We start from the raw sequence: 15,973 nt of genomic DNA, 5'->3' as shown, positions 1-15,973 counted from the left end.
AATTGAAATAGCTATAACAAACCTCTACCGATTTTTACCATTTTATTACTTTCTTGGTAATCTTTGGATAGTTTATCTAAAACTCCGTTAATAAAATATCCACTTTTATTGGTAGAATAATCTTTAGCTAATTCTATATATTCATTAATTGTTACTCTACTTGGTATAGAAGAGAAATGTAAAAACTCTGTAATTGCCATTTTGATTAAAATCATATCAATATCAGCAATTCTATCTGTTTCCCAATTAGGAGTTTTCTCTTTTATATCTTCGTCGTACTTATGTTGATTAAGCATTACTTTTTTAAATAACTCTGAAGTAAACCTCTTATCCTCTTCATCTTTATATAAATTTCCTAAAACAAAAGGAGAAGATGATTTTTGTTTATTAAGTGTTTTGACAACCCAAGTATTCACAAAAGGAATATCATCTACCCATGAAATCATTTTATCTTCAAAATAATCTGCTAATTTTTCATTAGGTGCGATAATCTCTTTAAAGAAAGTAATAACAAAATTCTTTCCAGCATTGTAAGAGTTATCATCTGAAGCCATATACTCCTTATAAAAATCACTCTTATTTAACTCTTCCCAGATAATTTTCACATATTCGTCATCTAAATCCCAATTATCAAGTTTATTTAACTCTACATAACCTTCTAGACTTACACTTTCTCTTATTTGATTTAAGAGTATATTATCAATAAATCTTGTATTAGGATTTAAATCTTCTTTTGTGGCTAAGATTTTCTTTTTTGAAAGCTCAATTTTTTTATGAGCCAATTTTTGTACTTCAAGAAGTAATTGGAAATTCAAAACATATAGATCAAACATCTTTTGAACACTAAATTTTAAGAACTTCTCTTCTTTAACAAGATCGGTATTATGTGATTGCTGCATTGCATATACTGATTGCATCACCTTTAAACGAATATGTCTTCTGTTTATCATTAAATTGAGGACTTTAAAAAAGGCGATAGAATTTTTTCTATCGCCTTGCAAAAATAAAACTTTTATCGACTTACCTTAGCTATTTTGTTCTTTTTTACGTGCATCAATTCTTCCTTGTGCAATATTAAAAGCTGCTTGGTGAGTTGTAATATTCTCTTTATCTGCTAAATCAAAGATTTCTAATGTTGTATTATATATGTTTTCTGTTCTTTTTAAACTTTCTTCTTTACCGTATCCAGCTACTTCAGCATAAACATTAATAATTCCTCCAGCATTAATTAAAAAATCAGGGGCATATGCGATCCCTTTTTCTTTTAACAATTTACCATGTTTTAATTCATTTGCCAACTGATTGTTTGCTGCTCCAGCAATAACCTTAGCATTTAATTGAGCAATACTATTATCATTTACAGTTGCTCCTAAAGCACAAGGTGCATAAATATCTAAATCTAAACCATAAATATCGTTACCTAAAACAACATTTGCGTTATATTTTTTACTTAACTCTTCTAATCTAGCTTCGTTAATATCATTTAAAATTACCTGAGCTCCCTCATCAGTAATATGTTTAACCAAAGTTTCACCTACATGGCCAACTCCTTGAACTAAAACTTTCTTTCCTTCTAAATTATCTGTTCCAAATTTATATTTAGCAGCAGCTTTCATCCCCATGTAAACACCATAAGCTGTTACAGGAGAAGGATTTCCTGACCCTCCAATAGCTTCAGAAACACCTGTTACATGTGGAGTTACCTCACGAATAACATCCATATCTCTTGTTTCCATACCTACATCTTCAGCAGTAATATATCTTCCGCTTAAAGAGTTAACAAACTCACCGAATTTACGCATCAATGCATCGTTCTTTTGAGTTTTAGCATCTCCGATAATTACAGCCTTACCACCACCTAAATTTAAACCAGTGATAGCAGACTTGTAAGTCATACCTCTTGATAAACGTAACACATCGTTTAAAGCTTCCCATTCTGTTTTATATTGCCACATTCTTGTACCTCCAAGTGCCGGACCTAAAGTTGTATTGTGTATACCAATAATTGCTTTTAAACCTGTATCTTCGTCGTTGCAAAAAACAACCTGTTCGTGACCATCAAAAGATAACTGTCCGAAAACAGGATCATTTTTAAGGTCTTTAGTATCAATAATTTCAGACATCATAGTATATTACGTTTTACTTAAAAAGAATTTAACTATTCCTTAATATTAGGACTGCTAAAATACAGATTCCGTAATTACAAACCAAAAAAAGACTTGTAATTTGAGAATTTATTAACAAGAAAACGTTTTCTGCTAGTAAAATCATAAAAAAACAAATAAAAAAATTCATTTTTAAAATTGAAAGCTTTACAATACTTAAATAAATATTTTATAAAATATAAGTGGAGATTATTAATTGGGATTCTTATTACAGTATTATCGAAGCTGTTAGCTCTAAAAATTCCTGAAATAATTAAAAACTCACTAAATATTGTTGAAGATTATTTGAATGGAAAAACCACAGATCTGAGTAATGTAAAACAACAACTTTTAATTAATATTTTAATAATAATTGGAATTACTTTACTCGCTGGTTTTTTCACATTTTTAATGCGACAAACCCTAATCGTGATGTCTCGTTTAATAGAATTTGATCTAAAGAATGAGATTTACGAACAATACCAAAAGCTTTCTGTTAATTTTTACAAGAAGAACAGAACTGGAGATTTAATGAATCGTATTTCTGAGGATGTTTCTAAGGTTAGAATGTATTTCGGACCAGCAATTATGTATTCTCTGAATATGATTGTGTTATTTACTATTGGTTTTTCTAAAATGTTAAAAACAGATGTTGAACTTACATTATACACACTAATTCCTTTTCCTGTTTTATCTGTTTCAATTTTCATATTAAGCAAACAGATTAATAAAAAGACTACTATTGTTCAAGAATATCTTTCAAAATTAACCACTTTCAATCAAGAGTTTTTCTCAGGAATTAATGTTGTTAAGTCTTATGTTATTGAAAAATCTGTTTTAAGCAATTTTAATGAACTAGCAGATAAAGCCAAAGAAAAGAATATTGAACTATCTAAAATACAAGCCTTATTTTTCCCTTTAATGATTTTACTAATAGGAATTAGTAATATTTTAGTACTATATATTGGAGGAAAACAGTACATAGCTGGAGAAATACAGATTGGAGTTATTGCCGAGTTTATTTTATATGTTAATATTTTAACATGGCCGGTTGCAGTTGTAGGCTGGGTTACTTCAATTGTTCAGCAAGCTGAAGCTTCACAACAAAGAATTAATGAGTTTTTACAACAAGTCCCTGAAATCAGAAACTTTAACAACTCAAAAACAAATATTTTAGGAAAAATACAGTTTAAAGATGTTTCATTAACCTATGATGACACAAATATTACAGCTTTAAATAAAATTAATTTTGATGTTAATCAAGGAGAAACTATAGCTATTATGGGTAAAACAGGAAGCGGAAAATCTTCTATAGCTAATTTGGTTTCTAGGATGTATGATTCTACTGAAGGAACAATATTTATAGATAATCAACCTATAAAAGACCTAAACTTAAACGAGATTAGAGATCAAATAGGTTTTGTTCCACAAGACCCTTTCCTATTTTCTGACACTATAGAGAATAACATCAAGTTTGGTAAAAATGATGCAACTCAGGATGAAATTATAGAAGCAGCTAAAAATGCTGTGATTCATGATAACATTTCTGGTTTCACAAATGGATACCAAACTATTTTAGGAGAAAGAGGCGTAACACTTTCAGGAGGACAAAAGCAACGTACGTCTATTGCTAGAGCCATCATTAAAGATCCTAAAATTTTAATTTTCGACGATTGTTTATCAGCTGTAGACACTGAAACTGAGGAAAAAATTCTTAGCAACTTACAAAGAATCTCTAAAAACAAAACCACTTTTATTATTAGCCATAGAGTTTCATCTGCTAAAAACGCTGACAAAATCATCATTTTAGACGAAGGCAAAATAATAGAACAAGGAACTCATAATCAATTAATAAACCTAAAAGGGGTATACAATTCACTTTATGAACAACAACTTTTAGAAAAAGAAATTTAGCGTTTTGTGTGCACAAGTAAAATATTTTGTTAGATTTGTTAGTGAAAAAAACAATTAACTAGTATTTTAAGATTTGAATTATGAGCGAGAGAGTTGAACAAGAAGAGATCTTTTCACAGGTATTAAGAGCAGGAAGAAGAACGTATTTTTTTGACGTAAGAGCCACTAAAGCTGACGATTATTATTTAACCGTAACAGAAAGTAAAAAATTCACTCACGATGATGGATCTTTCCATTATCAAAAACATAAAATTTATCTTTACAAAGAAGATTTTAACGATTTTAAAGAGATGTTAAACAAAGCAACTGATTATATTGTTACTCAAAAAGGTAGCGAAGTAATTAGCGAGAGACATCAAAAAGACTTTAAAAAAAGCACTGAAAATTTTGTAGAACAGACTGCTGAAAGTTTTACAGACGTTTCATTTGACGATATATAAACGATTTAGTTCAAATTCAATTTACACAATGTAAAACCACTAATTAACTTTTAAGTTACATTGGTGGTTTTTTATTTTATTGTAATACTTGCTTCATCGCTAAAGATTTTACTTTGGTTTCTTCCCACTCTTTTTCAGGGTTACTATCTTTTGTTATTCCACCTCCAACATAGAGAATTGCTTTACTCTCTTTAATTTGCATACATCTTAAATTCACATATAAACTTGAAGATATTTCATCATTCTCCTTAGAAATATTTAATTCCCCAAGAAAACCTGTATAAAAACTTCGATTATAATTTTCGTTCTCCAATATGAATGTCTTTGATTCTTGCATTGGGAAACCACAAACCGCTGGAGTAGGATGCAAAACTCTAATTACACTAGCTATATTACTTTTAGCTTTACCAGAAATTTTAGTTCTTAAATGAAGTAGATTTCCAATTTTAAAAGTTTCTAATTGCTTAACCTTTAAGTCAACACTTACCTCCTGAAGCCTGTCAGTTATATAATCTGTTACTAATTGTTGCTCATCTAATTCTTTCTCTCCCCAAGAAATTTCTTTCTCTGCATTATAAACTTGCGTACCAGCTAGAGACATTGTAGAAAACTCATTTTTATTTATCTCTAACAAAGTTTCTGGTGTTGCCCCCATCCATAATCCAACCTTTGGATGAAACCAGACATAACAAAATGCTGCTGGATAATTAGCCAATAATCTTTGATATATAGTTACAACATCAAAACCATTTAATTCAACCAACTCCTTTCTAGATAAAACTACTTTTTTAAAATAGTTTTTCAGGATTGCATCAACACCCTTTTTCACTAGTTCAATATGATTCTTTTCATTACTATTAAGAGAATCATAATTATCTAAAACCTTTGTTTTATCACCTTCTGAAACATCTACACTCTCTTTGAAAATTCTAGATTGCTTTGAAGGAATTAAAATAGATTGCTTAGAATTATCAAAAGGAGCAAAAACAAACCCCTCTTCAATAAAATCATTTGACAAATATAAAGCAGCGTTGTTTTGAAAAAAACTTTTTACTTCTTTAGAGTTTGGCTTTCTATAAGCCACAAAAGGTAAATCATCTTTCAAAGACGATTCTATTTCTTTAAATATTTTCAATCTAAAATCTTTAAAAATTGACTTTTAACCGCATCAAAATTAGACCAAACTAATCCATGATTAGCTTTATCTATAGTTATTAGTTTAAATTGGTCTTCTGGAAATTGATCTTCCAATAACTTTGAATTTTCATAAGGCACAATCCAATCCCCTGAACCGTGAATACTAATTATTTTATTAGGTGTATTTTCCCAATCACTTTCAAAAAGCTTTAAATCTTTCTTATGAGAAAGTTTCTCTTTAGATGCTTCTTTCCAAATTCTTGGCACCAACCAACGTGTTAATTTCCATTTATAAAAATTAACCATCCAAGGCATAGGTTCTACACTACTAAAAACTGCAGGAGCTAACAAAACAATTTCTTTAACTTTTTTCTTTACCGATAATACTATTGGACCACCATATGAATACCCTACCAAAATAGTTTTGTTAGGAGATAAATCTTTGATTACATCTTTTAGCATATTTCTTTCAAAACTAATGCTTTCTTGTACGTGATTTTTATCGTTGTAATTATAGCCTATTCTATCATAAGCTATGATATTACATTTGGTTTGTAAATCATTATCTGATATATATTTTGAAAAATCATTAATTGACCCAATCGTACCATGAACAAAAACCATAGTTGGTAAAGAGTCATTAACCACTAAAGAAAGCTTTCGGTAATTAAAATCATTATATGTTTCATTTGTTAAAACAGGCTTTAAACGACTATTTTGATAAGCTTCAAGAATTTTAACATCGGATTTAGGAGCTGTAAAAATTCTAAAAGCAAAATACAATCCTATAAAAATTAAAAGAATAATTACACCGATAATTTTAAGCACTTTCTTCAGCATTATTTTATTACTTTTTATCTAAAATAATATTTGTGAGTTTACATATAGAAATGAGATTATCTTCTTCATCTAAAATTTTAACCTCCCACAAATGCGTTGTTTTCCCTTTATGAATAGGTGAAGCTGTTGCATAAACTACACCTTCTTTTTTACTTTTAAGGTGATTTATAGTCAATTCAATACCTTTTACAACTTTATTTTTTTCTTTTAAAAAAAACAAAGAAGCAACACTTCCTACTGTTTCCGCCAAAGCCGCAGAAGCACCTCCATGTAAAATACCAAAAGGCTGATGAACAGTTGAATTAACAGGCATTTTTGCAGTAATTGATTTTTCTCCAACAGCTACAAACTCTATACTTAGAGTTTCCATTAGCGTATTTTTATTGTAAGAATTAAGTCTTTGTAACGTTTCTTCTAAATTCATTTTTGATAAAAATATCAATATAAAATTATGGAGGATAAAAATACGTATTTTTGTAGTGATTAAAAATTGAATAATGTACAAAGTTCGGGTAATATTAGACGTAGAAGAAGATGTGATTAGAACATTAGTTGTAGATGAACATCAAACATTAGAAAAGCTACATATACAAATAGCAAATGCTTTTGGATTTGATGGAAATGAAATGGCTTCTTTTTATACTAGTGATAATGGTTGGAATCAAGGAGAAGAAATACCTTTGTTCAACATGTCAGAAACCGGTGTAGGCTTATCAATGACTACTTGTATTTTAAATGAAATTTTACCACATCAAAACGATAAATTAATTTACGTCTACGATTTTTTAGAAATGTGGACATTTTATGTTGAAGTAATTGAACAATCAGAAGAAAAAATTTCTGAAACTAAAATTATTTTAAGCATTGGAGATGTTCCTAAAGAAGCTCCAAATAAAGTTTTTGAATCTGACAAAATCGTTGACGATTTTGATTCAGAATTTAACGATTCTTTTAATGATTTTGACAATATTGATGATATTGATTTTGATAAATATTAGAAAATAGATTTCTAAACCTCAAAACATTACTAATATTCGTAATTTTATTTTTTTATTAAGCTAACCTTATTAACAGTAACATTTTGGTATCTTGTTCGTCAAATAAGAAATTAACTAAACTTTTTTGCGATTGGATACTATTTTATCTATTAAGAATCTCGACAAGAAATTTGGACGAGTTCATGCAGTTAAAAATCTTTCTTTTGAAATTGAAAAAGGAAACGTATACGGAATATTAGGACCAAATGGTAGTGGTAAATCTACCACCTTAGGTATCATACTAAACGTTGTCAATAAAACTTCTGGGGAATTTACATGGTTTAACGGAACTATGTCTACTCATGAAGCTCTAAAAAAAGTAGGTGCTATTATTGAGCGACCAAACTTTTATCCTTACATGACAGCTGTTCAAAATTTAGAACTTATTTGTAAAATCAAAGGAGTTTCTAAAGAAAGCATCAACGATAAACTAAAGACAGTCAATCTTTTTGAACGTAGACACAGCAAGTTTAAAACTTATTCTTTAGGAATGAAACAAAGACTTGCTATTGCCTCTGCATTATTAAATGATCCTGAAATTTTAATTTTAGACGAACCTACAAATGGATTAGATCCTCAAGGAATTCACGAAATCAGACAAATCATTAAAAAAATTGCTAAAAACGGAACAACTATCTTATTAGCTTCGCACTTATTAGACGAAGTAGAAAAGGTTTGTTCTCATGTGGTTGTAATTAGAAAAGGAGAAAAGTTATATAGTGGACGTGTAGAAAACATGGTTGCCTCTAATGGAATTATTGAAGTTAAAACTGATGGTGATCAAGAAGCCTTAGTTAACGCTCTTAAAAATTATTATGATATCGCTACAGTTAACATTGAAGATAACTTAATTATCGCTCGATTAGAAAACGAAGCTTCTGCTACCGACATTAATAAATACTTGTTTGAGAAAGGAATAATTGTTTCTCATTTAGTGAAGCGCAAACCTAGTTTAGAAGAACAATTCCTTAATCTTACAAACCACTAAAAAAATAACTATGCTACGTCTTTTACAAATAGAATTTCATAAATTGATGCACAATCGTGCTAGCAAAGTATTGTCTCTAATATATTTTGGATTATTAACTTCCATAGCATTAATAGCAGTTATAAAGTTTAATATTGGACCAGTAAAATTTCATCTAGCAGATCAAGGGATTTTTAACTTTCCTTATATATGGCACTTTAACACTTATGTCGCTGCTATTTTAAAATTTTTCCTATTATTAGTTATTGTATCAATGATGGCTAATGAATATAGTTATAAAACATTAAAACAAAATCTGATTGATGGATTAAGTAAAAAAGAATTTATACTATCTAAATTCTATACTGTAATTGCATTTGCCTTAATTTCTACTGTATTTGTTTTTATTGTTTCTTTAATTTTGGGATTAATTTATTCTGATTTTAATGAACTAAGTATTATTCTTTCAGATTTAGAATATTTATTAGCTTTTTTCATAAAGTTAGTTGGATTCTTTTCTTTCGGATTATTCTTAGGTATTTTAATTAAAAGATCAGCTTTTGCAGTAGCAGGAATGATTGTATGGTTAGTTATAGAGAGCTTGTTTAAAGGATATTTATTATGGAATTTCAGACATCTAAAACAACAATCTTTTGCACAGGCCAATGAAATCATGCAGTTTTTCCCTCTTGAAGCAATGTCTAATTTAATACGAGAACCTGTTACTAGATTAAGCGCTGTAAAATCTGTTGCTCGTCAAATAGGAGAAGATATAGTAGTAAATCATTCTGTTCGCTACACAGATATTATAATTGTTTTATTGTGGACAGCTGTGTTTGTATACCTTTCTTATGCCTTGTTAAAAAAACGTGATTTATAGGCTGTTTTCCTTATTTTTGATCTTCTTAAATCGGGACGTTCAAAAATGAAAAAAGCTTTACTATTAATCACTATTCTCTCAAGTATTCAGCTATTTGCTCAAAAAGAAGCTAACATTTGGTACTTTGGAAGAAATGCTGGTATCGATTTTAACACCTCTCCTCCTACTGCTATAACAGATGGGCAAGTTAATACTCTTGAGGGGTGTTCTACTTTTTCTGACACTAATGGAAACTTACTTTTTTATTCTGATGGAATTACAGTTTGGAATAAAAATCATGATATCATGAAATATTCTGATGGTAGGTTAGCTGTTGATTTACTCGGAAATCCTTCAAGTAGTCAGTCAGGTATGATTATACCAAAACCTAAATCAACATCTATATATTATTTATTTACTGTTGATGACGGACCAAGTGGGGGTGGAGCTTCAGGAAAAGGATTAAATTTATATACTATTGATATTTCTAAAAATAGTGGATTAGGGGAAATTATAGATGGACCTACTCCTTTATCTGGTAGTTTAGAAGATATTTGGACAGAAAAAGTTGCAGCAGTTAGAGGAACAGAATGTAATACATTTTGGGTAGTTTCTGCTGTTAATAATACGTTCTATGCATTTAAGGTAGATGATACTGGTGTTAATACAACTCCTGTAATTTCTTCCGTACCTAGTAATACAACCAGAAGAGGTTATTTAAAACTATCACCTGATGGAACTAAATTAGCAGTTGCAAACCAATTGTCTTCTGCTAATTTATATAATTTTAACGCTACTAATGGAACTGTTGACCCTAGTTCAGAAATTATCTTAACGAGAATTGCAGACGGACAACCATATGGTGTTGAATTCTCTGTAGACTCAAAGAAGTTGTATATATCTACTGTTTCTGGTTTTAGATTAGATTTGAATGATCCTCAAACTACATATAGATTACTTCAATTCGATTTGAATGATGCTAACATCCCTGGTTCAAAAAACATAATTCATCAAGAAATTGGTTTTAGAGGAGGATTACAATTAGGCCCTGATAGTCGTATTTATGTTACCATTCCATTAGCTTTTGATGATACTAGAGGTGATGCTACAAGTTTAGATGTAATTGAAAATCCAACAGCTAATGCTAGAGACATTATTTTTACAGAAAATGCTATAGACCTTAGAGGTAAATTATCTACTCAAGGATTACCCCCTTTTATATCCTCTCTTTTATTACCTATTGAAATTATAGATCTATCCTCAGGAGATATCATAAATAATCAAGATAGAAAATATTGTATTGGAGATTCCATTGAAATAGATTCTGGAAGTGTTACTGGTACAGGAATAACTTATGAATGGACATTTGATAACGGAACAACTTCAACTATAATTTCTAATCAATCAAAACTATCTCTAAATAACCTTAACACAAATAATAGTGGTAAATATAAACTAACTGTTAATCTCACAAATGATTGTAGTGAAGTTATAAAACTTGAAGGTAGCTTTTCTATTGGTGTTTTTACTCCTGCTGTAGCTAATCCTGTTAACGAAATTAATTTTTGTGACACAGATAGAGATGGCCTAAATAGTTTCGATTTACAAAATGATGTGACTCCTCAAGTTTTAGGTACTCAAACACCTAGTCAGTTTGAAGTTAATTACTATTTAAGCCAAGCTGATGCCGATGCTAATAATACTGCTAACGCATTACCTAACCCTTATACCAACCCTTCTCCTAATAGTAGCCAAACAATTTATGCTAGAATTCACAATAACGGAAATCCTGATGTTTGTTTTGATACAACTTCTTTCCAATTGAATGTTACCTCCTTGCCTACTCCAACTCAACCTATAGATTACGAAGTTTGTGATGATACAGCTAATGGTGGTGATACTGACGGTTTTTTTAATAACTTTATACTTTCTTCTAAAGACAGTGAAATTCTAGGAAGTCTTTCTTCAACACAATATAATGTTAGTTATCACACTACACTTACAGGAGCAAAAACCGATAATTCAACTGATAGTATAGATAAAAACTCTGCTTATAGAAATACTTCTATTAATGAGCAAACAATTTATGTTAGAGTAGAAAATAGAACTAATACAAATTGTTTTACTGCTTCTGAAGCTGGAACCAGTTTTCTTCCTTTCAAACTTGTCGTTAATTCATTGCCTGTATTAGCAAATCCTAATGTTCTAATTGAACAGTGTGAAAATGATGGAGATCTTGCAGCAACTATTAACTTAACTCAAGCTCAAATAAATATTTCCAATAATCACACTAACGAAACTTTTAAATATTATCCTTCTCAAGCTGATGCTATTGCTGATTCTGCCGAAATCTCTGACCCCATTAATTATGATGCTAATAATGGTGATACCATTTGGGTAAGAACTATTTCTGATAAAAATTGTTATCGAATTTCGCAACTTAATATCTCAATTAATTTTGCCGCTGATATTCTTTATGATAAAGAATTTACTGCCTGTGATGATTTTTTAGATGCTGATGGAAATAATACCCTAAATAACGACGATACTGACGGTATTACTACTTTTGATATTTCTGATGCTGAAACTGAAGTTAAAAATCTTTTTGCTCCTGCAATTAGAAACGATTTAAACATCTTATTTTTTGAAAATGAAACTGATAGAGATGCAGTAACCAATCAAATCACTAATATTAGCAATTATAGAAATACTAATATTCCTGCAAACACACAGCAAACCATTTTCATTAAAATTGTTAATAAAATTAATAACAATTGTACAGGATTAAGTAAACTCTTTATTAGAACGCTACCGCTTCCTAATTTTGACATTACTTCTCCTCAAATTTTATGTTTGAATAACCTTTCGAGTATTGAAGCTGAAAATCCTGATGGAAATTATAGTTATGAATGGACTAGAAGTGGTGATCCAACCATAATAGGTAATAATCAAACACTTGATTTAACACAGGGAGGAACATATAAAGTGACTGCAATTAATACAACTACTTTATGTAGAAGATCTAAAACTATTATTGTTAATGAATCAATCATTGCATCTGTAAATCAAAATGATGTTACCATTGTAGATGATTCTGAAAACAACTCAATATCTATTAACAACTCTGGAACAAACTTAGGTATTGGTGATTATGAGTTTGCGCTACAAAATGAAAACAATCAAATCGTTGTTGACTTTCAAGATTCTCCAAAATTTGAAAACTTAAAAGGTGGTATTTATACTATTCTTATTAGAGATAAAAACGATTGTGGAATAGCTCAATTAGACGTTTCTGTTTTAGAATTCCCAGATTTTTTCACCCCAAATAACGACGGGGTTAACGATCTATGGAATGTTAAAGGAACAAACTCATTCTTCTATCCTAAAAGCAGTATTAATATATTTGATCGATTCGGAAAATTAATTACCTCTCTACAAATCGACGGAGAAGGTTGGAACGGTTTATACAATGGAAGAAACTTACCTTCTAACGATTATTGGTTCAATATAGAACTTACTGATAGAAACGGAAAAACATTTACAAGAAGAGGACATTTTTCGTTACTAAGAAAATAAAATTAGTATTTAAAAGGTAGGAATTCACTAACTTTAACTGTTATATTGCAAGAGTTATTTACTAACTTTTAATCGAATAATCCCACTTTCAAGAAATTATGGTAAGAAAATTACTTTATATCTCTTTTTTATTTTCTACTTTATTTTGGACGTACGCCCAAGACGGAGCTTCTACTTGTAATGCAGCTGAACCTATGTGTTCAGATAGTAGTGGTGTTAAAATTTTCTCCAATGTTACAGGAGTTCCTAATAGTGGTTCGGTTGGGTGTTTAGGTGAAACTCCAAACCCTGCTTGGTTTTTTATTCGAGTAGAGCAAACAGGGGATTTAAATTTCCAAATTATTCAAGCTGCAGATTTTGACGCTACAGGAAATCCTGTTGGTGTAAGGATAGATGTAGATTTTATAGCCTGGGGACCTTTTGCTACTCCAGACAGTAATTGTACTAGTTTAGCTCAAACATGTACAGATGCATCTGGCTCACCCGTAAGCTGTCCTAGTAACACAGGATCGCCTAATTTTTACACTAATAATTTAGACAACACCAATATTGTCGACTGTAGTTTTGACCCTTCTCCAATAGAAAACTTCTCCATTAATAATGCACAAGCTGGTCAATTTTATGTATTACTTATCACAAATTATGAAGGCCTTCCAGGAAAAATTAAATTAGAACAAACCAACTTTGGTGCATCTTCAGCTGGTGCAACTGATTGTTCTATTGTAACAGGAGAATTAGGAATTGATCAAACAGCTTGTAATGGAACTCCTATTACTCTGGACGGAACCCCTACTAGAGGTGTTGCAACAGCTTTTGAATGGCTAATTAATACTGGTTCAGGATTTACTACAATTCCAGGAGAAACTAACGCAACTTTAACAATTAACGATAATAGATCTGGAATTTATAAAGTAATTATTACAGATGATGTAGGGGGAACTGCTGAAGATGAAGTTGAAATCACGTATTTACCTGTTCCTATTGCTAATACAGTAACCAACATTAATTTTTGTGACACAGATAGTGATGGCCTAAATAGTTTCGATTTACAAAATGATGTGACTCCTCAAGTTTTAGGTACTCAAACACCTAGTCAGTTTGAAGTTAATTACTATTTAAGCCAAGCTGATGCCGATGCTAATAATACTGCTAACGCATTACCTAACCCTTATACCAACCCTTCTCCTAATAGTAGCCAAACAATTTATGCTAGAATTCACAATAACGGAAATCCTGATGTTTGTTTTGATACAACTTCTTTCCAATTGAATGTTACCTCCTTGCCTACTCCAACTCAACCTATAGATTACGAAGTTTGTGATGATACAGCTAATGGTGGTGATACTGACGGTTTTTTTAATAACTTTATACTTTCTTCTAAAGACAGTGAAATTCTAGGAAGTCTTTCTTCAACACAATATAATGTTAGTTATCACACTACACTTACAGGAGCAAAAACCGATAATTCAACTGATAGTATAGATAAAAACTCTGCTTATAGAAATACTTCTATTAATGAGCAAACAATTTATGTTAGAGTAGAAAATAGAACTAATACAAATTGTTTTACTGCTTCTGAAGCTGGAACCAGTTTTCTTCCTTTCAAACTTGTCGTTAATTCATTGCCTGTATTAGCAAATCCTAATGTTCTAATTGAACAGTGTGAAAATGATGGAGATCTTGCAGCAACTATTAACTTAACTCAAGCTCAAATAAATATTTCCAATAATCACACTAACGAAACTTTTAAATATTATCCTTCTCAAGCTGATGCTATTGCTGATTCTGCCGAAATCTCTGACCCCATTAATTATGATGCTAATAATGGTGATACCATTTGGGTAAGAACTATTTCTGATAAAAATTGTTATCGAATTTCGCAACTTAATATCTCAATTAATTTTGCCGCTGATATTCTTTATGATAAAGAATTTACTGCCTGTGATGATTTCTTAGATGCTGATGGAAATAATACCCTAAATAACGACGATACTGACGGTATTACTACTTTTGATATTTCTGATGCTGAAACTGAAGTTAAAAATCTTTTTGCTCCTGCTATTAGAAACGATTTAAACATCTTATTTTTTGAAAATGAAACTGATAGAGATGCAGTAACCAATCAAATCACTAATATTAGCAATTATAGAAATACTAATATTCCTGCAAACACACAGCAAACCATTTTCATTAAAATTGTTAATAAAATTAATAACAATTGTACAGGATTAAGTAAACTCTTTATTAGAACGCTACCGCTTCCTAATTTTGACATTACTTCTCCTCAAATTTTATGTTTGAATAACCTTTCGAGTATTGAAGCTGAAAATCCTGATGGAAATTATAGTTATGAATGGACTAGAAGTGGTGATCCAACCATAATAGGTAATAATCAAACACTTGATTTAACACAGGGAGGAACATATAAAGTGACTGCAATTAATACAACTACTTTATGTAGAAGATCTAAAACTATTATTGTTAATGAATCAATCATTGCATCTGTAAATCAAAATGATGTTACCATTGTAGATGATTCTGAAAACAACTCAATATCTATTAACAACTCTGGAACAAATTTAGGCATTGGTGATTATGAGTTTGCGCTACAAAATGAAAACAATCAAATCGTTGTTGACTTTCAAGATTCTCCAAAATTTGAAAACTTAAAAGGTGGTATTTATACTATTCTTATTAGAGATAAAAACGATTGTGGAATAGCTCAATTAGACGTTTCTGTTTTAGAATTCCCAGATTTTTTCACCCCAAATAACGACGGGGTTAACGACCTATGGAATGTTAAAGGAACAAACTCATTCTTCTATCCTAAAAGTAGTATTAATATATTTGATCGATTCGGAAAATTAATTACCTCTCTACAAATCGACGGAGAAGGTTGGAACGGTTTATACAATGGAAGAAACTTACCTTCTAACGATTATTGGTTCAATATAGAACTTACTGATAGAAACGGAAAAACATTTACAAGAAGAGGACATTTTTCGTTACTAAGAAAATAATACAATCAACATGAATAAGCATAGATTTTCACCCAAACT

Annotated in this window: 12 protein-coding genes; 7 read left to right on the top strand and 5 right to left on the bottom strand. The window is 30.3% G+C overall.

What is annotated here, in order from left to right; translation table 11 throughout:
* Positions 1-11 precede the first annotated feature (11 nt).
* Together nusB and AC2TEO_RS15145 are read right to left on the bottom strand one after the other, a co-directional pair.
* A complete protein-coding gene (gene nusB / locus AC2TEO_RS15150) occupies positions 12-950 on the bottom strand; it encodes a transcription antitermination factor NusB (protein WP_442265619.1) in 939 nt (312 codons plus the stop codon).
* A gap of 75 nt (positions 951-1,025) precedes the next feature.
* Positions 1,026-2,126 (bottom strand): Glu/Leu/Phe/Val family dehydrogenase, encoded by a 1,101-nt coding sequence (locus AC2TEO_RS15145; protein ID WP_442265618.1) that lies wholly within the window; start codon positions 2,124-2,126, stop codon positions 1,026-1,028.
* A 177-nt stretch (positions 2,127-2,303) separates the two neighbouring features.
* Here AC2TEO_RS15145 and AC2TEO_RS15140 point away from each other — a divergent pair, with 177 nt between their 5' ends.
* Positions 2,304-4,058, top strand: a complete 1,755-nt coding sequence (locus tag AC2TEO_RS15140; protein WP_442265617.1) for an ABC transporter ATP-binding protein — start codon at positions 2,304-2,306, stop codon at positions 4,056-4,058.
* Positions 4,059-4,138: 80 nt separating this feature from the next.
* A complete protein-coding gene (locus AC2TEO_RS15135) occupies positions 4,139-4,498 on the top strand; it encodes a PUR family DNA/RNA-binding protein (protein WP_442265616.1) in 360 nt (119 codons plus the stop codon).
* A gap of 76 nt (positions 4,499-4,574) precedes the next feature.
* On the opposite strand, the gene AC2TEO_RS15130 is transcribed toward AC2TEO_RS15135, so the two are convergent.
* The 3 genes from AC2TEO_RS15130 to AC2TEO_RS15120 are packed head-to-tail and all read right to left on the bottom strand — an operon-like array spanning position 4,575 to position 6,899.
* Positions 4,575-5,633, bottom strand: a complete 1,059-nt coding sequence (locus tag AC2TEO_RS15130; protein WP_442265615.1) for a chorismate-binding protein — start codon at positions 5,631-5,633, stop codon at positions 4,575-4,577.
* On the bottom strand, positions 5,630-6,463 hold the full coding sequence (locus AC2TEO_RS15125) for an alpha/beta fold hydrolase (RefSeq protein WP_484730866.1): 834 nt from the start codon (positions 6,461-6,463) through the stop codon (positions 5,630-5,632). The genes AC2TEO_RS15130 and AC2TEO_RS15125 overlap by 4 nt, the downstream gene beginning before the upstream one ends.
* Positions 6,464-6,482: 19 nt before the next feature.
* Positions 6,483-6,899 (bottom strand): PaaI family thioesterase, encoded by a 417-nt coding sequence (locus AC2TEO_RS15120; RefSeq protein WP_442265613.1) that lies wholly within the window; start codon positions 6,897-6,899, stop codon positions 6,483-6,485.
* Between the two features lie 73 nt (positions 6,900-6,972).
* On the opposite strand from AC2TEO_RS15120, the gene AC2TEO_RS15115 reads away from it, so the two are divergent.
* The 5 genes from AC2TEO_RS15115 (at position 6,973) to AC2TEO_RS15095 (ending at position 15,934) form a co-directional block, all read left to right on the top strand.
* Positions 6,973-7,473: an IS1096 element passenger TnpR family protein gene (locus tag AC2TEO_RS15115; RefSeq protein WP_442265612.1), complete on the top strand. Its 501-nt coding sequence runs from the start codon at positions 6,973-6,975 to the stop codon at positions 7,471-7,473.
* 130 nt (positions 7,474-7,603) lie between these two features.
* Positions 7,604-8,500: an ABC transporter ATP-binding protein gene (locus tag AC2TEO_RS15110; protein WP_442265611.1), complete on the top strand. Its 897-nt coding sequence runs from the start codon at positions 7,604-7,606 to the stop codon at positions 8,498-8,500.
* A 10-nt stretch (positions 8,501-8,510) separates the two neighbouring features.
* Positions 8,511-9,359, top strand: coding sequence for an ABC transporter permease (locus AC2TEO_RS15105; RefSeq protein WP_442265610.1), 849 nt, complete (start codon positions 8,511-8,513; stop codon positions 9,357-9,359).
* Positions 9,360-9,404: 45 nt separating this feature from the next.
* Positions 9,405-12,914, top strand: coding sequence for an FIDD domain-containing protein (locus tag AC2TEO_RS15100; RefSeq protein ID WP_442265609.1), 3,510 nt, complete (start codon positions 9,405-9,407; stop codon positions 12,912-12,914).
* A 98-nt stretch (positions 12,915-13,012) separates the two neighbouring features.
* Complete coding sequence (locus AC2TEO_RS15095) at positions 13,013-15,934, top strand: T9SS type B sorting domain-containing protein (RefSeq protein WP_442265608.1); 2,922 nt, start codon at positions 13,013-13,015, stop codon at positions 15,932-15,934.
* Positions 15,935-15,973 lie beyond the last annotated feature (39 nt).

The organism is Tenacibaculum aquaeponti (assembly GCF_057221555.1).
Note: the sequence above shows the minus strand (reverse complement) of the source record. Positions and strands in the feature narration are given on the sequence as shown.